This window comes from Microbacterium sp. Leaf436, from assembly GCF_001424715.1.
In the GTDB taxonomy this organism is placed as follows: Bacteria; Actinomycetota; Actinomycetes; order Actinomycetales; family Microbacteriaceae; genus Microbacterium.
Genome location: NZ_LMRB01000003.1, coordinates 610,671 through 630,262, shown reverse-complemented (window position 1 = coordinate 630,262; position 19,592 = coordinate 610,671). Strand labels below are relative to the sequence as shown.

Genomic DNA, 19,592 nt, shown 5'->3' with positions numbered 1-19,592 from the left:
GTGACGCGGGCCGGCGGCGCAGGGTTCGACGCCGAGTGGCGTCGTGACACAGGTTGAGTGTCCAGGACATGCCGCGAGTGGGCTCCGGCGTGCGGCGTGTCTTGGACACTCGACAGGGGGCGGGGCGAATGAGGCGGATTCGACGCCGGGCGGCGTCGTGAGGCGGGTCGAGTGACCCGGGCAGGCGGCGCAGGGTTCGACGCCGAACGGCGTCGCGACACACGTTGAGTGTCCAGGACATGCCGCGTGAGGGCTCCGGCGTGCGGCGTGTCTTGGACACTCAACAGGGTGGAGGCGGCGGGCGGGTGACGAGGCGCGGGGCGACGCGCGGCACCGCGCGAGGGCGCGCCAGATCGCCAACGCCGCGAGAGCGCGTCAGGCCGTCAACGCCGCGAGGGCCATGCGCGTCAGCGTGGGGCGCACGCGAGCGGCCGCCACCCCGCGCACGCTGTGCGGGGTCGAGTTGATCAGGCCGAAGCAGGCCAGGGCGCGCACGCGGCGTTCGGCGGGGGTCTCGGCATCCGGGTCGGCGGCGGCGAGAGCTGCCGTCCATACCGAGACGTACGCGTTCTGCAGGTCGCGGACCGTACGGCGGTCGGCGGGCGAGAGGCGGTCGAGGTCGCGGTCCTGCACGCGGATCACGTCGGCCTCGGCGAGCGCGAACGCGACGTGGAAGTCGACGAGGGCGCGCAGCAGCGGTGCGCCCGGATTCCGCTCGGACGGGGAGTTCCCGGATGCCGAGCGTGCACGGCTGCGGGGATCCTCGGCGACACGCCGGTCGAGGGAGCCGTCGCCCGGTGTGTCGTGACGGGCCTCCGCCGTTGTGCTCGGGGTCGTGGGGTCCGACGCCGCCGCGGTGACGGCACGCCCGCCGTGGAGGAGCCGCTCGCTGACGTCGACGAGGATCGCGCCGAGCAGCGCCTGCTTGCCGCAGACGTGGCGGTACACCGCGGGGCCGCTGACCCCGACGGCGGCGCCGATGTCTTCGAGGGTCACGCCGTCGAAGCCGCGCTCGGCGAAGAGACGGGCGGCGGCCGCGAGCAGCGCCGCTCGGCGATCGGCCTTGGCGCGGTCGCGCGCGGTGCCCGGTCGCGCTTCGCCGGCGTCGGCCGAGCGCTCGTCGCGCGCTTCACCGGCGTCGGCCGACGGCTTACCGTTCGCTCTTGTCATCGGCATCCCGTCGGGCTAGCCTGAAATCTCAGTTAGCCAACATTAACTGAAACCCTTCCCCGGGGAACGACCCCCCGCCGGGAACGACGATGCCGTCGACGATGCGGCATCGAGACGGAGCCGCCATGAGCACAGCACCGGTTATCGATTCACCCTCGCCCGAGGCGACGAGCGACGCCGCGCCCACGCAGCGCTCCCTGGCGGCCGAGCTCCGCGACACCCTCGCCCGGGCCGCGCGCGGGGGATCGGATGCCGCCCGCGAACGCCACACCGCGCGGGGCAAGCTCCTCGCCCGGGACCGCATCGACCGCCTGCTCGACGAGGGCAGCCCCTTCCTCGAGGTCGCGCCTCTGGCCGCCCACGGGCTCTACGACGGCGGCGCCCCCGGGGCGGGCATGGTGGCGGGGATCGGTCTCGTGCACGGGCGCCACGTGATGGTGCTGGCCAACGACGCCACCGTGAAGGGCGGCGCCTACTTCCCCCTCACGGTCAAGAAACACCTGCGCGCCCAGGAGATCGCGCGCGACAATCGTCTGCCCTGCATCGCCCTCGTGGACTCCGGCGGCGCGTTCCTGCCGATGCAGGACGAGGTCTTCCCCGATCGCGAGCACTTCGGTCGCATCTTCCGCAATCAGGCGCAGCTCTCGGCCCTCGGCATCCCGCAGATCGCCGCCGTGCTGGGCTCGTGCACCGCGGGAGGCGCGTACGTGCCCGCAATGAGCGACGAGAGCGTGATCGTGCGCAACCAGGGCACGGTGTTCCTCGGCGGACCGCCCCTGGTGAAGGCCGCCATCGGCGAAGACGTCACCGCCGAGCAGCTCGGCGGGGGAGACCTGCACGCGCGCCGCTCCGGAGTGGTCGACCACCTCGCCGACGACGACGCGCACGCGCTCGAGATCGTGCGCGACATCATCGCCACCCTGCCGCCGACTCCCGCGCCGGTGTGGGAGGTGTTGCCCGCGGTCGCCCCCCGACGCCCGGCGGAAGATCTGTACGACCTCGTCCCCGTCGACGTGTCGCACCCCGTCGACATGCGCGCGATCATCGACACCCTCGTCGACGCGGGCTCCCTGCACGAGTTCAAGGCGCTCTACGGCGAGACCGTCATCACCGCCTTCGCGCGCCTGCACGGCCACCCGGTCGGCATCATCGCGAACGACGGGGTGCTGTTCAGCGAATCCGCGCTCAAGGCGGCGCACTTCATCGAGCTCGCCGACCAGCGCGGCATCCCCCTGCTGTTCCTGCAGAACATCACCGGGTTCATGGTGGGCCGCGATGCCGAGGCCGGCGGCATCGCCAAAGACGGCGCCAAGATGGTCACCGCCGTCGCCACCACGCGGGTGCCCAAGCTCACCGTGCTCGTGGGTGGCTCGTACGGCGCGGGCAACTACGCGATGTGCGGGCGCGCGTACGATCCGCGGTTCCTGTGGACCTGGCCCGCGAGCCGCATCTCGGTCATGGGCGGCGCGCAAGCGGCATCCGTGCTCTCGACCGTCACGCGCGATCAGCGCACCGCCCGCGGCGAGGAGTGGACGGATGCCGACGACCAGGCGTTCCAGAAGCCGATCCGCGAGCGCTACGACGAACAGGGCAGCCCGTATTACGCCACCGCCCGCCTCTGGGACGACGGCGTGATCGACCCCGCCGACACCCGCACGATGCTCGGGCTCGCGCTCGACGTCGTCAGCCGGGTGCCGCTGGCCGACCGGGGCTTCGGCCTCTTCCGGATGTGATCCCCGTGCCCACGATCCCCGACTCCGACCCGCGCCCGTTCTCCTCCGTGCTCGTCGCCAACCGGGGAGAGATCGCACGCCGGGTGTTCCGCACGCTCCGGCGTCTCGGCATCCGCTCCGTCGCCGTGTACACCGACGCGGATGCCGACGCCCCCCACGTCCGCGAGGCGGACCACGCCGTGCGCGTGCCCGCGTATCTCGACGTCGACGCGGTGGTCGCCGCCGCCGTCGCCGACGGTGCGGAGGCCGTGCACCCGGGCTACGGCTTCCTCAGCGAGAACGCCGGTTTCGCTCGTGCGTGCGCCGCGGCCGGGGTCGTCTTCGTCGGCCCGGGCGTCGAGGCGCTCGAGGTCATGGGCGACAAGATCCGCGCGAAGGAGCACGTCGCCGCCCACGGAGTGCCGACCGTGCCGGGGTTCTCGGCGACCGGGCTCACCGACGCCGAGATCGCCGTCGAAGCCGATCATGCCGGGTACCCCCTGCTGGTGAAGCCCTCCGCCGGCGGGGGAGGCAAGGGGATGACGGTGGCCACCCGCCCCGACGACCTCGTCGACGCCCTCGCCACGGCCCGCCGGGTGGCGGCATCGGCCTTCGGCGACGACACCCTGCTCCTCGAACGCCTCCTCGAGCGCCCCCGGCACATCGAAGTGCAGGTGCTCGCCGACCGGCACGGCACGACGCTGTCGCTCGGCGAGCGCGAGTGCACCCTGCAGCGCCGGCACCAGAAGGTCATCGAGGAGGCGCCGTCGCCGGTCGTCGACGCCGAGACCCGCCGACGTCTGGGCGAGGCAGCCGTGGCCGCTGCCCGCAGCGTCGGGTACCTCGGCGCGGGCACCGTGGAGTTCCTGGTCTCGGGTGACCGGCTCGACGAGCCGTTCTTCATCGAGATGAACACGCGCCTGCAGGTCGAGCACCCCGTCACCGAGCTCGTCACCGGCATCGACCTCGTCGAGCAGCAGCTGCGGGTCGCGGCGGGGTTCGCGCTCGATCTGCCCGAGGTGCGTCTCGACGGGCACGCGATCGAAGCCCGGGTCTATGCCGAGACACCTTCTCGCGGATACCTTCCCGCCACCGGCACCGTGGTCCACTGGCACGCCGGAGACGCGCGCGTCGACAGTGCCGTCGAGACGGGATCGGTCATCAGCGCGCTCTACGACCCCATGATCGCGAAGGTCATCGCGCACGGACCCGACCGCGCCACCGCGCTCGCCCGCCTCGACGCCGCCCTCGCCGACACCGTCGTGCTCGGCGTCGACACGAACATCGCCGACCTGAGAGCGCTGCTGGCCGATCCCGCGGTGCGGGCCGGTGAGCTCGACACCGGGCTGCTGGATCGGCGCGGAACGCCCGAGGCTCCCCACCCCTCGACCGCCGCGCTCGCCGCGGTCGCCGAGCACGTCGCGGGTGGACAGACCCAGGATGCCGGCACCCCGGCCCTCGACTCCGTCTGGCGCCGCGTCGGACCGTGGCGTGCCGGGGGAGCGGCCGCCCCGCGGATCATCCACCTCGAGGACGACGCCGGTCGCGTGCACGACGTCGCGCCCGGGGTCATCCACCTCGGCGACGACCTGGAGCGCGCGCACGATCTGGCTCCCGGCCCGGTTCAGGCCGCCGTCGTGACCGGTGGGCCCACCGAGTACTGGGTGCACGCCGACGGCGGGGCGCACCGGCTGCGCGTCGTCTCGCGGCGGGCGGCCGCCGAACGGCGCCGGACGGCCGCGGGCCGGGCGCCGGGAACGATCGACCCCGACCTCGTCGCCCCGCTTCCGGGCACTGTCGTCGCCGTGCACACCGCCGACGGCGACGCGGTCGCGGCGGGGGACCGGCTCGTCACCATCGAGGCGATGAAGATGGAGCACACAGTGACCGCTCCCCACGCCGGCACCGTGCGGCTGCGCACGTCCGCGGGCGCGCAGGTCGCCCGCGATGCGGTGGTCGCGACCGTGACGCCGGCTGCCCCCGCGGGAGAGGCGTCGACCGGCTCACCGACCGGAGCTGATCAGGTCGCTGAGCCCATCGACGCCCCCGCCGGGCGCGAATCCTCGCGCACAACCTCGGCGATGCGCACAACCTCCGTCGCCGATGCGGCGAGTGCGGCGGAGGATGCGCGAATTGCGGAGGATGCGCACGCCGGCGCAGACGCAGACGCCGCACCCGCGAAACCCCGCGATTCCGCCACCACCCTGGCATCCTCTCTCCCCGCTTCCCCCATCCCCGCTTCCCACAAGGAGACCCTCCCGTGAGCATCGACAGCCAACAGGCCTTCACCGACGACGAGCGCGACCTCAGCGCCATGGTGCGCGAGTTCGCCGACGAGGTGATCGCGCCCCGCTCGTACGAGGCCGACCGTGCGCACGAACTGCCCCTCGACCTGGTCGCGCAAATGGGCGAGCTCGGCCTGTTCGGACTGCCGTTCCCCGAGGAGGTCGGCGGGCAGGGCGGCGACTACGCGAGCCTGTGCGTCGCGATCGAGGCGATCGCGCGCGTCGACCAGTCGATGGCGATCACCCTCGAAGCGGGAGTGGGGCTCGGCGCGATGCCCATCTACCGCTACGGCACCGAGGCGCAGAAGGCCGAGTACCTCCCCGACCTCGTCGCCGGTCGCGCGCTCGCCGGCTTCGGGTTGACCGAAGCCGAAGCGGGAAGCGACGCCGGCGCCACCCGCACCACCGCCCGACTCGAGGGCGACGAGTGGGTGATCGACGGGTCGAAGCAGTTCATCACCAACTCGGGCACCGACATCACCCGGTTCGTGACCGTCACCGCGGTGACCGGTCGCACGGGCGATCGCCCCGAGATCTCGACGATCATCGTGCCGAACGGCACCCCCGGCTTCACCGTGGGCCCGGCCTACGACAAGGTCGGCTGGAACGCCTCCGACACCCACCCGCTGCACTTCGACGGCGTGCGCGTGCCCGCGGCCCACCTGCTGGGCGAGCGCGGACAGGGGTTCAAGAACTTCCTCCGCACGCTCGACGAGGGTCGCGTGGCGATCGCCGCCCTCGCCACCGGAGCCGCCGAGGGCTGCCTCGAAGCGGCGGTCGACTACGCCCGCACCCGCACCGTGTTCGGTGAGACGCTGTCGACGCGTCAGAGCATGCAGTTCCTGCTCGCGCGCATGCACGCCCGCGTGCACACCGCCCGGCTGGCCTGGGTGCACGCGGCGCGGCTGTGCGACGCCGGAAAGCCGTTCTCGGTCGACGCCGCGGTCGCCAAGATGACCGCGAGCGATGCGGCGATGGCGAACGCGCGCGATGCGACGCAGGTGTTCGGCGGCAACGGGTTCATCAACGAGTACGCCGTCGCCCGGCACTACCGCGACTCGAAGATCCTCGAGATCGGCGAGGGCACGACCGAGGTGCAGCTCATGGTGATCTCGCGCGCGCTGGGACTCACCGGTACCGTGGCGGCATGATCGAGCAGCGCGGCCTGTATCTGGACGAGTTCGTCGTCGGCGAGAGGTACGCGCACCGCCCCGGTCGCACCGTCACCGACGCCGACAACGTGCTGTTCACCACCCTCACGATGAACACGCAGGCCCTGCATCTGGATGCCGCCTACGCGGCGACCCAGCCCTTCGGCCGGCCGCTCGTGAACTCGATGTGGACGCTGTCGACACTCGTGGGACTGTCGGTCGCGCAGCTGACGCAGGGCACTCTCGTCGCCCAGCTGGGGCTGACCGACGTCAGCTTTCCCGCCCCGCTGTTCGTCGGCGACACCCTCACGGCCGAAACCGAGGTCGTGTCGGTGCGCGCCTCGAGCTCACGCCCCGGTCAGGGGATCGTGGTGATGGCGCACACCGGTCGATCGCAGAACGACGAGGTGGTCGTCACGGCGACGCGGACCGTGCTGGTGTGGGCGCAGGAGGGGCGGGCGTGAGCGGGTCCGCGCTGCGCTGTGTCTCACGTCCGGGGGCTGTTGCGTGAGCGGGTCGTTCGAGCTCGGCCCGGCGCTGCTCTTCGTTCCCGGAGACCGGCCCGAGCGGCTCGCCAAAGCCCTCGAGCGGGCGGATGCCGCGATCCTCGACCTCGAAGACGCCGTGGCCCCCGATGCCAAGGCCGCCGCCCGTGAGGCGCTGATCGCCGCCGATCCCGATCCTGACCGGGTCGTGGTGCGGGTGAACGCTCCCGCGACCGCCGACTTCGCGCTCGACCTCGCCGCGCTGGCGCAGACCCGCGTGCGCACGGTGATGGTCGCCAAGGCCGAGGAGCCGGCATCCCTCGATCCGCTGGCGTCGTACCAGGTCATCGCCCTCTGCGAGACGGCGCGCGGCGTCGTCGCGGCCGAACAGCTCGCCGCATGCGCGCAGGTGGTGGCGTTGATGTGGGGCGCGGAAGACCTCGTCGCGAGCCTCGGCGGCACCTCCAGCCGCGGGGGCGACGGCGGGTATCGCGACGTCGCCCGTCTCGCGCGCGCCCGGGTGCTTCTCGCCGCGGGCGCGTTCGGCAAGCGGGCGATCGACGCCGTGCACGTCGACATCGCCGACCTCGAGGGTCTCTCGGTCGAGGCGCGGGATGCCGCGGCATCCGGGTTCGCGGCCACCGCGTGCATCCATCCGGGGCAGGTCGCGGCGATCCGCGAGGCCTACGCCCCCCGCCCGGAGCAGGTGGAGTGGGCGCACGCCGTGCTCGCGGCCGCCGAGGGCGAGCGCGGGGTGTTCCGGTTCGAGGGGCGCATGATCGACGAGCCGATCCTGCGGCACGCACGATCGCTCGTGCAGCGCGCGAGGCGCTGAGGCGGGGAGCCCGGTCTCAGCGACCCCGGCCCGGACGTCTCAGCTCGCGACGCCGGCGTACGCCAGCATCTCCCACGAGTCGCCGTCGAGTCGGAATGTCGTCGCCGAACAGTTCGGCAGTCGCTCGCCCTCGCGGGGGAACGCGCCGTCGGTGGCGTAGAGGATGACCTCGCGGATGAGCGCGCCGTGCGCGACCGCGATCACGTCGGCACCCTCGGGAGCGGCGGCCAGGGCCTCGGCGAGCGCGGCGAGCGCGCGCTCGCGCACCACCGGCCAGGTCTCGGCGCCGGGGACGTCGGCCGCGTGCCACGCGCCATAGGCCTGGGCGAACGACGGGGCGTCCATCCCCTCGGCCTCTCCGTACGACCGCTCCTGCAGGCCGGGGAGTCGCAGCGCCACGGTGGTGCCGAGTGCTGCGGCTATGACGTCGGCGGTCTCGGCCGCGCGGGACAGGTCGCTCGAGACCACCACCGCGTCGCGCCCGGCGTACTCGGCGGCGAGACGCTCGGCGAGCTCGCGCGCCTGGGCGCGACCGGTGTCGTTCAGGGCGATGTCGGTCGAGCCCTGGATGCGGCCCCCGGAATTCCAGTCGGTCTCACCGTGTCGCACGAGGGTCAGGATCGTCACCGTTCGAGCCTAACCGAGCGCGGCATCCGCCGGTCCGGCCCTCCGGGCGGCAGGTTGCGCGGCTCGCGCGGCTCGCGCAGCTCGCGCGGCTCGCGCGGGTGGTGCGGGTGGTGCGGGTGGGTCGCGCGGGTGGGTCGCGCGGGGTGGTGCGGAGCGGAGGACGTGGGGGGAGGGGAGGATGCCGGGGCGGATTGCGGTCCTCCGCTCGTCCCAGATCCTCCGCCCGTCACGCTCCACCGCGCGACGGACCGGGCATCGCGGCCCGCAGCGCCCGCCGCAGGTGATCTCGACCCGCGAACGTCGGTTCCGCTGACAGGTGTCAGAGCAGCGCGGGCAGCCGCTCGGCGAGTGCGCGCAGCACGTGGGTCGTGCTCCCGTCGATCTTCACCGCGGCGCGCTGGTCGGCGCGGGTCTCGCCGCGGTTGACGATCACGACCGGCAGGCGCTTGCGTCGCGCCCGCTCGACCAGACGGATGCCGGAGTTGACCACCAGCGACGAGCCGGCGATCACCAGGGCCCCGCTGGTGTGCACGAGCTGCTCCGCCTCACGGAACCTCTCGACCGGGATGTACTCGCCGAAGAACACCACGTCGGGTTTGAGTGTGCCACCGCACACCGAGCACACCGGCACCACGAACCCGTCGGCCGAAGCGGGGGTGACGTCGCCGTCGGGGCCGAGCTCGACGTTCTCGGGCAGGCTGATCCACGGGTTGTCGGCTTCGACGCGCTCGGCGAGGTCGCGACGGTCGAACACCTGACCGCAGTGCAGGCAGCCGACCCGGCGCATCGTGCCGTGCAGTTCGACGACGCGTCCACTGCCCGCGCGCACGTGCAGCCCGTCGACGTTCTGCGTCACGACGCCGTTCGCCACTCCCGCGCGTTCGAGGTCGGCGAGCGCACGGTGCCCGTCGTTGGGTTCGGCGGCGGCGAAGACCTTCCAGCCCAAGTGACTGCCCACCCAGTACCGGCGTCGCGCCTCGGCGTTCGAGAGGAACTGTTGCGCCGTCATGGGCGTCCGCGTCGGAGCCCCCTTGCCGCGGTAGTCGGGAATCCCCGAATCGGTCGACACGCCGGCACCGGTCAACACCGCGATGCGGCGGCCCGCGAGCACCTCGACGGCTCGATCGATGGATGCCAGGAACTCGGCATCCTCCGTCGTGTCGGTCATGCGCACCTCCGTCGTACCGAGTCTAGGACGGGCACCGACACCGGACGCGCGCGGGCGGCGGCGCAGGCGGCCGGCGCGGGAGGCCCCTACTTGCGCCGCTGCCAGGGGTAGGGCTTCTTCGGCTCCGTGCGCGCGATCCGCGCCTGCAGCAGGGCCGGCCCGAAGATGACGGCGAGCACGACGGCGAGAACGATCAGGCCGATGAGGCCGAGGACACCGTACGACCACACGTCGGCGAGAAAGCTCTGCAGATCCATACGGTGATCGTCGCACAGCCCCGGCCAACGGGGCGCGCGGGCGGTCGCCGCGCGCGGCGCCGCCGACGGGGCCGAGGCGCTGGGGATACTGGGACCATGACCCCCCTTCCCCCTCCGGCCATGCTCGACATCACCTCGCTCCGGCGCGTCCGGCCCTGGGGCGGTGACCTCGTCGACATCGCGATGGCCGACGGGAAGATCACCGGCATCACCCCGGCGGGCACGGCCCCCATCGGCGTGCGGGAGTTCGACGGACGCGGTCTCCTCGCCCTCCCCGGCATCGTGAACGCGCACGCGCACGTCGACAAGTCGTGGTGGGGGCTTCCCTGGCAGTCCTACGGCGGCGAGGCGTCCACCGAGGGGCGCATCCGCCACGAACGCTCCGAGCGCGACCGCCTCGGCATCCCGTCGCTCGAGCGCTCCGCCCACGTGCTGCGCGAATTCGTCCGCCACGGCACCACCGCGATCCGCACCCACGTCGACGTCGACGGCGGAGTCGGCCTGCGCGGAATCGAGGCCGTGGAAGAAGCGGCCGCGGCATACGAAGGCGCGCTCGACGTGCGGATCGTCGCTTTCCCTCAAGACGGGGTCCTGCGCCGCCCCGGAGTCCTCGACCTGCTGCGCGCGGCCGCCGCCCGACCCCGCGTGGAGGGGGTCGGCGGACTCGACCCGGCGACCATCGACCGCGACCCCGTCGGGCAGATCGACGCGATCACCGCGCTCGCCGCCGACACCGGCGTCGGCATCGACATCCACCTGCACGACCCCGCCGACCTCGGCGCCTTCCAGATCGAACTGCTCGTCGACCGTGCCGCCCGGCTCGGGCTGCAGGGGCGGGTGAACATCGCCCACGGGTTCGCCGTCACGCAGATCGAGCCCGCGCGCCGCCGCGACCTGCTCGCCGCGATGGCCGAGGTCGGTGTCACCATGACCACGGTCGCCCCGCTCCGCCTGCCGCAGCTGCCGCTCGCCGAGCTCGACGAGGCCGGGGTGCGCTTCGCGTTCGGCACCGACGGCATCCGGGATCTGTGGAGCCCCTACGGCACCGGCGACACCCTCGGGATCGCCTGGCAGTACGCCCGCGCGGCGGGCCTCGTGCGCGACGACGATCTGCTGCGCGTCGTGCAGCTCGCCACGACCGACGCGGCCTGGTCGGTCGGCCGGGAGACCCATGACCTCATCGAGGGTTCCCGCGCCGACATCGTGCTGTTCGACGCCGAGAACCCCCTCGACGCGCTGGTGCGCCTGCCCGAGCGGATGCTGGTCGTCGGCGGCGGTCGGGTGCTGCACGTGGCGTGAGGCGCGCGGCGCCTGGAGCGCGGTCCCGGCTTGCGCCGCCCGGCGCCCGGCCCCGGCTCGCGCCTCGTGCCGGCTCGCGCCTCGCGCCTCGCGCCGGCTCGCGCCTCGCGCCGGCTCGCGCCCGGCCCGGCCCGGCTCCGACTCGCGACCGGCTCGGTCCCGGCCCTCACGCTCACTCTGAAGCCGTTGAGTGTCCAAGACGCGCCGTGCCAGCGGGCAGGGACGCGGCGTGTGTTGGACACTCGACGTGCTCCGGCCCTCACGGGGCGCCGGCGAGGCGCGAGCCCGGGCGTGGGCGCGGCCTAGCCCCGGGCCCGGGCCTACGCGTGGGCGTGGGCGTGGGCGCGGGCGTGGCCCCGGGCGCGAACGCCGGTGCGGACTGCGGGAGTGACGCGCGGCGCCGAAGCTGATGAGTGTCCAAGACGCGCCGTGCCAGCGGGCCCGGATGCGGCGTGTTCCGGACACTCGACGTGCTCCCGGGGCGCACGGGGCGCGGTCTGGGCGTAAGCGTGGGTGCGGAGCGTGGGCTTGGGCGCAAGCGTGGGCGTGGGCGCGGCGTGGGCCTGGGCGTAGACGTGGGGGGCGGATGCGGCCTGGACGTGGGCGGACTGGGCGTGGACGTGGGACCGGGCGTGGGCGTGGGCGCAGCGCGCGGCACGCGGCTGGCACGATGGGACGATGCCCGTCATCCCGCTCGACTCCGCCGACGACCCCCGACTCGCCGACTACCGCGATCTCACCGACGTGTCGCTGCGCCGGGTGTCGGAGCCCGCGGGAGGGCTCTACATCGCCGAGTCGTCGAAGGTGCTCGACCGGGCCCTCCGCGCCGGGCACCGCCCCCGCTCGGTCCTGGTACAGCAGAAGTTCCTCGCCGACGCCCTCGCCCTCGTCGGTGAGGATGCCGAGGTGTACGTCGTCACGTCCGAGACCGCCGAGCAGATCACGGGGTACGCCGTGCACCGGGGGTTGCTGGCATCCATGCACCGCCCGATGCCGGCATCCGTCGCTGACGTCGTCCGGGATGCGCGGCTCGTCGTCGTGCTCGAGGACATCGTCGACCACACCAACATCGGTGCCGCGTTCCGCTCGGCGGCGGCCCTGGGCGCGGATGCCGTGCTGGTGACGCCGCGGTGCGCCGATCCGCTGTACCGACGCAGCGTGCGCGTGAGCATGGGCACGGTGTTCCAGGTGCCGTGGACCCGCCTGCCCGAGTGGTCGGAAGCGACCCCGCTGCTGCACGACGCGGGGCTCCACCTCGCCGCCCTCGCGCTCTCGGACGACGCCGTCAGCCTCGACGCCTTCTCGGCCGCGGGACACGAACGCGTCGCGCTGCTGCTCGGCGCCGAGGGCGACGGTCTGAGTCGTACCGCTCTCGCCGCGGCCGACACTGTCGTGACGATCCCGATGGCCGGGGGAGTGGACTCCCTCAACGTCGCCGCGGCGAGCGCCGTCGCGCTGTGGGAACTGGGGCGCGGGCGGCGCTAGTCGCGCAGAGGCGACCCCGAGACCTCGAACCGGAAGCCGCCGAACTCCCCGTTCAACAGGGGCCGGGCCTCGGCGATTGCGGCGACGACGTCGGGATGCCGCAGCGAGGCCTTATGCGCCTCGGGGTCGCGCCACATTTCGACGATGAACACGGTGTCGGGCTCGTCGTCGGTCGTGCCCACCTCGTACAGCTCGCAGCCCAGCTCGCGCAGCGCGTCGTTGCGACGAGTCAGGATGCCGACGAGCTCATCGCGCCGGCCGGGTTCGGTGCCGAGCGTGCCGGCGTTCACGAAGGTCATGCCTGAAGGCTAGCGAGGGGCTCGGACATCGCCGGGAGCCGCCGCGGCGCCGGGGCGCGCAGAAGGGTCAGAGCCCCGGCGGCTGCTCGCCGAGCGAGCGCTCGCGGATCCACCGCTCCGACTCGGCCGCGGCGCGCACGCGCGGGTCGGGGTCGGCTTCGAGAGCCGATACCACGTCGTCGGGGAGGTCATCCTCGCCCGTGAGGTACCAGCGATCGATGACGGAGCCCTCGCGCAGCACGCGCCGCGCGCGGTCGTCATCGCGCGGCAGGCCGTCCGACGGAGTGTCGGCGCGTTCGATCGCGAGGTGCAGGTGGGCGGGGAGCGTGCCCCGACCCGCCGGCGTCTCGCCCGCGGTGAAGAGGGTGACGACGACGTCGGCTCCCGTCCACTCCAGCGCGTCGACGGACTCGGCGTCCCATCGCTCGTCGTCGACCGACCACGTCGACCAGTCCGGCCCCTCGGAGTCGAACACCCAGCGGTGCGGCACGGCCTTCATCGTCGACGCGACCGCGAGGGCAGCGCCCCTCACCCGGCTCACCTCGCCGTCGAGGAACACCGACACATGGGGCGCCCGGGCCGAAGACAGCGCGTCCCAGCCGTCGGCGCCGAAGCGCCCGCTCTCGACCTCGGGTGTCCAGCCGGCCTCGACGAGTCCCGCGGCCAGCGACTCGGCATCGCGCAGCAGCACGTCGGCATCGGCGGCGTCCAGCAGCGCGGTGACGGCGTCGGGCAGGTCGTCGTGGTCCACGCCGCTCACACCTGCGTCCCGCGTGGGCCCGCGGCATCCGGACCCGGCGCCAGGGTCACGACGGGCAGCGGCTCCGGACGCTTGGCGTGCACGTCGTCGCCCGACGACTGGTGCCGCAGACGCCGCAGGACCCACGGCATGAGGTACGACCGCGCCCAGACCAGGTCGCGCTCGCGCGCGGCGCGCCACGTGCGCACCGGAAGCGTCTCGGGCTGCATCGGCTGCAGATCGTTGGGAACGTTGAGCGCCCGCAGCACCATGCGCGCCACCTCGTGATGGCCGAGCGCGTTGTAGTGCAGGCGGTCGTCGTCGAAGAAGCGCATGTCCTGCACCCCCTTGAGCCCCCACTGGTCGGCGACGACGCAGTCGTGGGCGTCGGCGATCGCGCGGATGTTCTCGTTGTAGATCGCGACCTTGCCCCGGATGCCGCGGAACACGGGCGTGAACTCGGTGTCGATCGCCGTGAACACCACGACGGTGGCGCCGTCGCGGCGCAGGCGCCTGACGGCGTCTTCGAACTGGCGCGAGACGGCGTCGGGATCGGTTCCGGGGCGGATGACGTCGTTGCCGCCGGCCGAGAAGGTGATGAGATCGGGCTTGAGGGCGAGGGCCGGCTCGATCTGGTCGGCGACGATCTGCGCGATGAGCTTTCCGCGCACGGCGAGGTTGGCGTAGGCGAAGTCGTCGACCTGCGAGGCCAGCACGGCCGCGACGCGGTCGGCCCAGCCGCGGTGATCGCCGTCGGGGAGCGGGTCGCCGATCCCCTCGGTGAACGAGTCGCCCAGGGCGACGTAGCGGCGCCACGGGTGGGGGCCGGGGTTGTCGGATGCGGACGGGATGCGGGGCGAGTGCGGATCTGTCGTCATCGGTACCTCCTCGGTCCAGGCTAACCCCGACCCCCGACACGGCGGGAGGTGCCGGACGGCCGGGGCGGCGCACCCGGCGGCGGGTCGGCCCTCGCCCGCCGCGACGCCCGCTGCACCGCCCTCCGCGCCCTCCGCGCCGCCCGCCCCGCCGCGCCGCGCCCTTCGCGCCGCCCGCCGCGCCGCGACGCCCCGCGCCGCAGCCGGCCGTATGGACGCACGCGGTCGCACGACCCGCTCCGGCCCGCGGTGAGAGCCGGCGAAGGCGGGATCTGTCCACAGTCCGGTGCGACACCGCGCGGAGGTGACCTATCGTTGATGTTCGCGCTCGCGAGGGATGGAGGTTCGATGCTGGAAGAAGAAGCCCGCCCCCCGCACCCCCCTCACGCAGACCCCTCCCCGACGGGCATCGGCGCGATCCGCATCGCCAGCCCCGGCCCTGTCGCGAGCACGGCGCGCATCGCCAGCCCGGGCCCGATCGCCAGTCCCGGACGCTCCCCGCTCGACGATCCCCCCGCGCCGCCTCGCGAGGCGGCGGCGGCGACGCCGCTCGCTCCCGCCGACGCCCCGCGCACCACCGAGCCCCACCCGGCCTCCGCCCCCGCCCCCGCCGGCCCCGCCCACGCCCCCACCCCCGTCGACCCGGCCCACGCCACCGCTCCCGTCGTCGACCACCCCGTGCCCGGCGACGCCCCCCTCTCCGTCGACGAGGCCCCCGACGGCACCGAGCCGCACTTCGGCTCCTTCGCGGCCGAGCACCTCTCGCCGGCGTTCCCGCAGCGCGCGCCGTGGGGAACCGCCCAGCGCCTCCGCGCGTGGCAGGCCGAGGCGCTCGACCTCTACTTCGGCCTCGACGGACCCGACGGCGAGGGCAAGGGGCCCCGCGACTTCCTCGCCGCCGCCACCCCCGGCGCCGGAAAGACCACGTTCGCCCTGCGCCTGGCCAGTGAGCTCATGCGTCGCCGCGTCATCGACCGCATCGTCGTGGTGGCCCCCACCGAGCACCTCAAGACCCAGTGGGCCGAGGCGGCCGCGCGGGTCGGCATCCGTCTCGATCCGTTCTTCTCGAACCGCCACGCCACGCCCTCGCGGCAATACCACGGCGTCGCCGTGACCTACGCGCAGGTCGCGGTCAAGGCGGAGGTGCATCACCGCCTGACGATGGACGCCCGCACCCTCGTCGTGCTCGACGAGGTGCACCACGGTGGCGACGCCCTCAGCTGGGGCGACGCGCTGCGCGAGGCCTACAGCCGCGCCACCCGTCGTCTGCTGCTGTCGGGTACGCCGTTCCGCAGCGACACCGCGCCCATCCCGTTCGTGGAGTACCACCCGAACGCCAAGGGCATCCGCCTCTCGCGCACCGACTACGCCTACGGGTACCGACGTGCGCTCGACGACGGGGTCGTCCGCCCCGTCTTCTTCCTCGTGTACGCCGGTCAGATGCGCTGGCGCACCAAGGCCGGCGAAGAGATGGAAGCCCAGCTCGGGCAGGACAACACCAAAGACATCACCTCGCAGGCCTGGCGCACCGCTCTCGATCCGAACGGCGACTGGATCCCCGCGGTCCTCCGCTCCGCCGACCGCCGCCTCACCGAGGTGCGCGAGACGGTCCCGGATGCCGGAGGCCTGGTCATCGCGACCGATCAGACCGCGGCGCGCGCCTACGCCGCCATCCTCGAGGACATCAGCGGCGAGAAGGTCACCGTCGTGCTGTCCGACGAGGCCGAGGCCTCGGGCCGCATCGAGACGTTCTCGAAGGGCACGAGCCGATGGATGGTCGCCGTGCGCATGGTGTCGGAGGGCGTCGACGTGCCGCGTCTCGCGGTCGGCGTGTACGCCACGAGCGCCTCGACCCCGCTGTTCTTCGCCCAGGCCATCGGCCGTTTCGTGCGCGCCCGCCGGCGGGGCGAGACCGCGAGCGTCTTCCTGCCGAACGTGCCGCAGCTGCTCGCCCTCGCCGGTGAGATGGAGGCGCAGCGCGACCACGCCCTCGACCGCGACAGCGACGCGGAAGACCAGTGGAACGCCGAAGAAGACATGATGGACGCCGCCGAGCGCGAGGACAAAGCGTCCGACGCGCTCGAGCAGGAGTTCGAGTACCAGGCACTGGGCTCCCTCGCCCACTTCGACCGGGTGCTGTTCGACGGGCAGGAGTTCGGTCAGCTCGCGGTTCCCGGGACCGTCGAAGAAGAGGAGTTCCTCGGCATCCCGGGTCTGTTGGAGCCCGAGCAGGTGCACGAGGTGCTGATGTCGCGCGCGACCCGGCAGTCGCGCCACCGCTCCACTCGCGAGGCGAGCGAGAAAGAGAACGGCGTCGAGCCGCCGTCGGTCGACGAGGGCGGCCTGCCCGCCCCGCTGCACCGCACGCTGAAAGAGCAGCGCCAGCTGCTGAACACCATGGTGGGTCTGTACGCCCGCCAGAGCGGCGAGGCCCACGGTCTCGTGCACGCCGAGCTCCGGCGCATCTGCGGCGGTCCCGCCGTCTCGCACGCGACCGTCGCGCAGCTGCAGGCGCGCATCGACGTGCTGCGCAGGCGCGTGCATTCCTGAACCGCGCTGGGTGACCTCGCCCCCGCGGACGTGGTCCATCTGCATGACAGGTGGGTCAGGAGTTCATGGTCGGCGCCACCTCGGCCTCTCACCGCGCGGTCGGTCATGCAGATGTGCCGTCACCTCGCGTTTCGCGACCCCGAAATGCTGGCACCGTCGCCGTGGCGTCCGCGTGTTCCCGGGCTTCGGAGGCCCGAAATGCTGTCAGTGTCAGCCGACGCGCCCGGGGGAGCGATGGGCGCTCATTACGGTGGTGGGCGACCCGAAGGAGCCCGAGTGACGACCCTCTCCACCCCGACCGCCCGTGATCGCCGCCGCTGGGCGCGCTATCTCGTCGACGAACGCGCCGAGGCGCGCGTCTACCGCGAGCTCGCCTCGCGGCGCACCGGCGAGGAACGCGACATCCTGCTCGCCCTCGCCGAGGCCGAGGGGCGCCACGAGCAGCACTGGCTCGACCTGCTGGGTGAGACTCCGCCGCGCCTGCCGCGGCCCGGGATCGGTACGCGGTCCCTCTCGTGGATGGCCCGCCGCTTCGGCTCGATCTTCGTGCTCGCCCTCGCCCAGAACGCCGAGGCCCGTTCGCCGTACTCCGACGAGCCGTACGCGACCCCCGCGATGGCCGCCGACGAGCGCGTGCACCACGAGGTCGTGCGCGGTCTCGCCGCCCGCGGCCGCCGTCGCCTGTCGGGAACCTTCCGCGCTGCCGTGTTCGGGGCCAACGACGGCCTCGTCTCGAACCTGGCCCTCGTGATGGGCGTGGGGGCCACCGGCGTCGCCCCGAGCTTCGTGCTGTTCAGCGGCGTCGCGGGTCTGCTCGCCGGAGCGCTGTCGATGGGCGCGGGGGAGTTCGTCTCGGTGCGTTCGCAGCGCGAGCTGCTGGAAGCCACCGAAGAGAGCGACTTCGCCGACTCCGCGCTTCCCCACCTCGACCTGGATGCCAACGAGCTCGCCCTCGTGTACCGCACGCGCGGCATGGACCCCGACGCCGCCCTCGACAAGGCCCGCGAGGCCGTGACCGCCGCGCGAGCGGGAACGGCGCCCGCCGCCGCGGCTCCGGGGGAGTCCGCGCACGACGTCGTCGGCAGCGCCTGGGGTGCCTCGATCTCGAGCTTCCTGTTCTTCGCCTCGGGCGCGATCATCCCGGTGCTGCCGTGGATTCTCGGCATGACGGGTCTCGGTGCCGTCATCCTCGCCCTCGCCCTCGTGGGCATCGCGCTCATGGCGACCGGGGCGATGGTGGGGCTTCTGTCGGGGGCGTCGCCGCTGAAGCGGGGCCTGCGCCAGCTGGCGATCGGCTTCGGCGCCGCCGCCGTGACCTACGTGCTGGGTCTGGTGTTCGGCGTCTCCGCGGCGTGACGCCGAGGCCTCTGGAGACGCCGCGCGAGACACACCGATTCGCGCGAGACACGACGCGACACCGCGTGTCTCGCGAGAGCGAGCGTTTCTCGGCCGCGATGCCCGGGCGGCTGGGGGCGGCGCCGCATGCCGGGGCGACGCCGCGTCAGCCGCGGCTCGCCGCCACGCGCGCGGCCTCGCGGACCGCCGTCACGTTGCGCCGGCCCGCCCGCGAGCCGGCGAGCTTGGCGGCGATGTGCTCGCGCACGGTCACGGGGTCGTAGAGCGCCGGCGCGTCGGGCGAGACGAAGTGCGGCAGGGGAGCGATCACCGCGTCGGCGTTGCCGTCGTGGAAGAACGCCGCCGATCGTCGGCGTTCGATCGTCCCGTCGATGACGGGCGGTTTCACCCGGTGCAGCGTCGACATCCACCGGTCGTTGGTGAGCCGTGCCGCCACGTCGCCCAGGTTGACCAGCAGCGCGCCGTCGGCGGGCGAGACGTCGTTCCACGACCCGTCCGACCCCAGCACCTGCAACCCCTTCACCTGATCGGCCCAGAGCACGGTCACGAGCCCGAAGTCGGTGTGCTCGCCCATGCCCGTGAGCTCGCCGTCGAGTTCGATCGTGCCGGGCGGCAGGGCGTAGTTGTTCATGCGCAGCACGTCGATCGAGTGGCCGGTGAGGTCGTCGAAGAAGTCCTCCGGCACCCGCAGTGCCGCGGCGAAGACGCGCGTGAGCGTGTGGGCGACCCGGCGTGCCTCGTCGTAATAGGTGCGGACCGCGGGCTCGAAGACGGTCGTGTCGGTGGGCCAGGTGTTCGCGGCGTAGTCCTCGGGGGTCGCCGTCGACCCCGGATACTCGGCGGCCGACGTTCCCACGTTGAACGCCTCGAAGAAGTCGTTCATGCGCGTGACCGGGTCGACGCCGAGGCTGTAGCTCAGCGACTCGCTCTTCGGCGGGCTGTACCCCCGGTTCTCGCTCGCCGGTCGCACGTACGTCTTCTTCGTCTCGAGAGGCAGGGCGAAGAATTCGTCGAGTCCTTCGGCGAGGTCTGCGACCGCGGCATCCGGGATGCCGTGCCCCACGATCTGCATGAACCCGACGGTGCGGCACGCGTGATCCACGGCGGCGACCACCGCCGCCCGGGCATCGGGCGAGCCGCGGCCCACCCAGGCGGAGATGTCGATCGTCGGCACGCGGAACGGAGGCATGCCTCGACGCTAAGCGGGCCGTGTCACGCCGGTGTTTCTGGGGCGTCACGTTCGCGCGGAACAGGCGCGGCGGGGGAGGGTTCCGAGGACACCGACGCCGGGCCGCGAGG

Annotated in this window: 17 protein-coding genes; 9 read left to right on the top strand and 8 right to left on the bottom strand. The window is 73.2% G+C overall.

Annotated elements, in window-relative coordinates:
* Positions 1-375: 375 nt before the first annotated feature.
* Positions 376-1,170 carry a TetR/AcrR family transcriptional regulator gene (locus ASG45_RS16400; protein WP_235561607.1) on the bottom strand — a complete coding sequence of 265 codons (795 nt, stop codon included), beginning with the start codon at positions 1,168-1,170 and terminating at the stop codon, positions 376-378.
* Between the two features lie 125 nt (positions 1,171-1,295).
* On the opposite strand from ASG45_RS16400, the gene ASG45_RS11885 reads away from it, so the two are divergent.
* Genes ASG45_RS11885 through ASG45_RS11865 form a run of 5 tightly spaced genes read left to right on the top strand, consistent with a single transcriptional unit; the run spans position 1,296 to position 7,638 of the window.
* Positions 1,296-2,903 (top strand): carboxyl transferase domain-containing protein, encoded by a 1,608-nt coding sequence (locus tag ASG45_RS11885; protein ID WP_082516576.1) that lies wholly within the window; start codon positions 1,296-1,298, stop codon positions 2,901-2,903.
* Between the two features lie 5 nt (positions 2,904-2,908).
* Complete coding sequence (locus tag ASG45_RS11880) at positions 2,909-5,146, top strand: acetyl/propionyl/methylcrotonyl-CoA carboxylase subunit alpha (protein WP_235561606.1); 2,238 nt, start codon at positions 2,909-2,911, stop codon at positions 5,144-5,146.
* Positions 5,143-6,318 (top strand): acyl-CoA dehydrogenase family protein, encoded by a 1,176-nt coding sequence (locus ASG45_RS11875; protein ID WP_082509705.1) that lies wholly within the window; start codon positions 5,143-5,145, stop codon positions 6,316-6,318. The genes ASG45_RS11880 and ASG45_RS11875 overlap by 4 nt, the downstream gene beginning before the upstream one ends.
* The gene (locus tag ASG45_RS11870) at positions 6,315-6,782 is read left to right on the top strand and encodes a MaoC family dehydratase (RefSeq protein ID WP_055837595.1); all 468 of its coding nucleotides are present in this window, start codon (positions 6,315-6,317) and stop codon (positions 6,780-6,782) included. The genes ASG45_RS11875 and ASG45_RS11870 overlap by 4 nt, the downstream gene beginning before the upstream one ends.
* 43 nt (positions 6,783-6,825) lie before the next feature.
* Positions 6,826-7,638 (top strand): HpcH/HpaI aldolase/citrate lyase family protein, encoded by an 813-nt coding sequence (locus ASG45_RS11865; RefSeq protein ID WP_055837592.1) that lies wholly within the window; start codon positions 6,826-6,828, stop codon positions 7,636-7,638.
* A 39-nt stretch (positions 7,639-7,677) separates the two neighbouring features.
* Here the strand turns inward: ASG45_RS11865 and ASG45_RS11860 are convergent, their stop codons facing one another.
* The 3 genes from ASG45_RS11860 to ASG45_RS16230 all read right to left on the bottom strand — a co-directional run bounded on the left by ASG45_RS11860 (position 7,678) and on the right by ASG45_RS16230 (position 9,690).
* Positions 7,678-8,265 (bottom strand): histidine phosphatase family protein, encoded by a 588-nt coding sequence (locus tag ASG45_RS11860; RefSeq protein ID WP_055837589.1) that lies wholly within the window; start codon positions 8,263-8,265, stop codon positions 7,678-7,680.
* 319 nt (positions 8,266-8,584) lie between these two features.
* A complete protein-coding gene (locus ASG45_RS11855; RefSeq protein ID WP_055837586.1) occupies positions 8,585-9,433 on the bottom strand; it encodes a Sir2 family NAD-dependent protein deacetylase in 849 nt (282 codons plus the stop codon).
* An 86-nt stretch (positions 9,434-9,519) separates the two neighbouring features.
* On the bottom strand, positions 9,520-9,690 hold the full coding sequence (locus tag ASG45_RS16230; RefSeq protein WP_156458872.1) for a hypothetical protein: 171 nt from the start codon (positions 9,688-9,690) through the stop codon (positions 9,520-9,522).
* Positions 9,691-9,786: 96 nt separating this feature from the next.
* Between ASG45_RS16230 and ASG45_RS11850 the strand changes: the two genes are divergently transcribed.
* Together ASG45_RS11850 and ASG45_RS11845 are read left to right on the top strand one after the other, a co-directional pair.
* Entirely contained in the window at positions 9,787-10,989 is a 1,203-nt protein-coding gene (locus tag ASG45_RS11850) for an amidohydrolase family protein (protein ID WP_055837582.1), read from the top strand.
* A 678-nt stretch (positions 10,990-11,667) separates the two neighbouring features.
* Complete coding sequence (locus ASG45_RS11845) at positions 11,668-12,474, top strand: TrmH family RNA methyltransferase (RefSeq protein ID WP_055837580.1); 807 nt, start codon at positions 11,668-11,670, stop codon at positions 12,472-12,474.
* Here the strand turns inward: ASG45_RS11845 and ASG45_RS11840 are convergent.
* The 3 genes from ASG45_RS11840 to ASG45_RS11830 form a co-directional block, all read right to left on the bottom strand.
* Positions 12,471-12,773, bottom strand: coding sequence for a putative quinol monooxygenase (locus tag ASG45_RS11840; protein WP_055837577.1), 303 nt, complete (start codon positions 12,771-12,773; stop codon positions 12,471-12,473). The two genes, ASG45_RS11845 and ASG45_RS11840, sit on opposite strands and share 4 nt — an antisense overlap.
* A gap of 67 nt (positions 12,774-12,840) precedes the next feature.
* The gene (locus tag ASG45_RS11835) at positions 12,841-13,524 is read right to left on the bottom strand and encodes a hypothetical protein (protein WP_156459433.1); all 684 of its coding nucleotides are present in this window, start codon (positions 13,522-13,524) and stop codon (positions 12,841-12,843) included.
* A 5-nt stretch (positions 13,525-13,529) separates the two neighbouring features.
* Positions 13,530-14,390, bottom strand: a complete 861-nt coding sequence (locus ASG45_RS11830; RefSeq protein ID WP_055837571.1) for an SGNH/GDSL hydrolase family protein — start codon at positions 14,388-14,390, stop codon at positions 13,530-13,532.
* 345 nt (positions 14,391-14,735) lie between these two features.
* Between ASG45_RS11830 and ASG45_RS11825 the strand changes: the two genes are divergently transcribed.
* Complete coding sequence (locus ASG45_RS11825; protein WP_235561605.1) at positions 14,736-16,937, top strand: DEAD/DEAH box helicase; 2,202 nt, start codon at positions 14,736-14,738, stop codon at positions 16,935-16,937.
* A gap of 234 nt (positions 16,938-17,171) precedes the next feature.
* Complete coding sequence (locus tag ASG45_RS11820) at positions 17,172-18,293, top strand: VIT1/CCC1 transporter family protein (protein ID WP_442922821.1); 1,122 nt, start codon at positions 17,172-17,174, stop codon at positions 18,291-18,293.
* A gap of 145 nt (positions 18,294-18,438) precedes the next feature.
* Here ASG45_RS11820 and ASG45_RS11815 read toward each other — a convergent pair whose 3' ends face one another.
* Positions 18,439-19,482 carry an isopenicillin N synthase family dioxygenase gene (locus ASG45_RS11815; protein ID WP_055837565.1) on the bottom strand — a complete coding sequence of 348 codons (1,044 nt, stop codon included), beginning with the start codon at positions 19,480-19,482 and terminating at the stop codon, positions 18,439-18,441.
* Between the last annotated feature and the right edge of the window lie 110 nt (positions 19,483-19,592).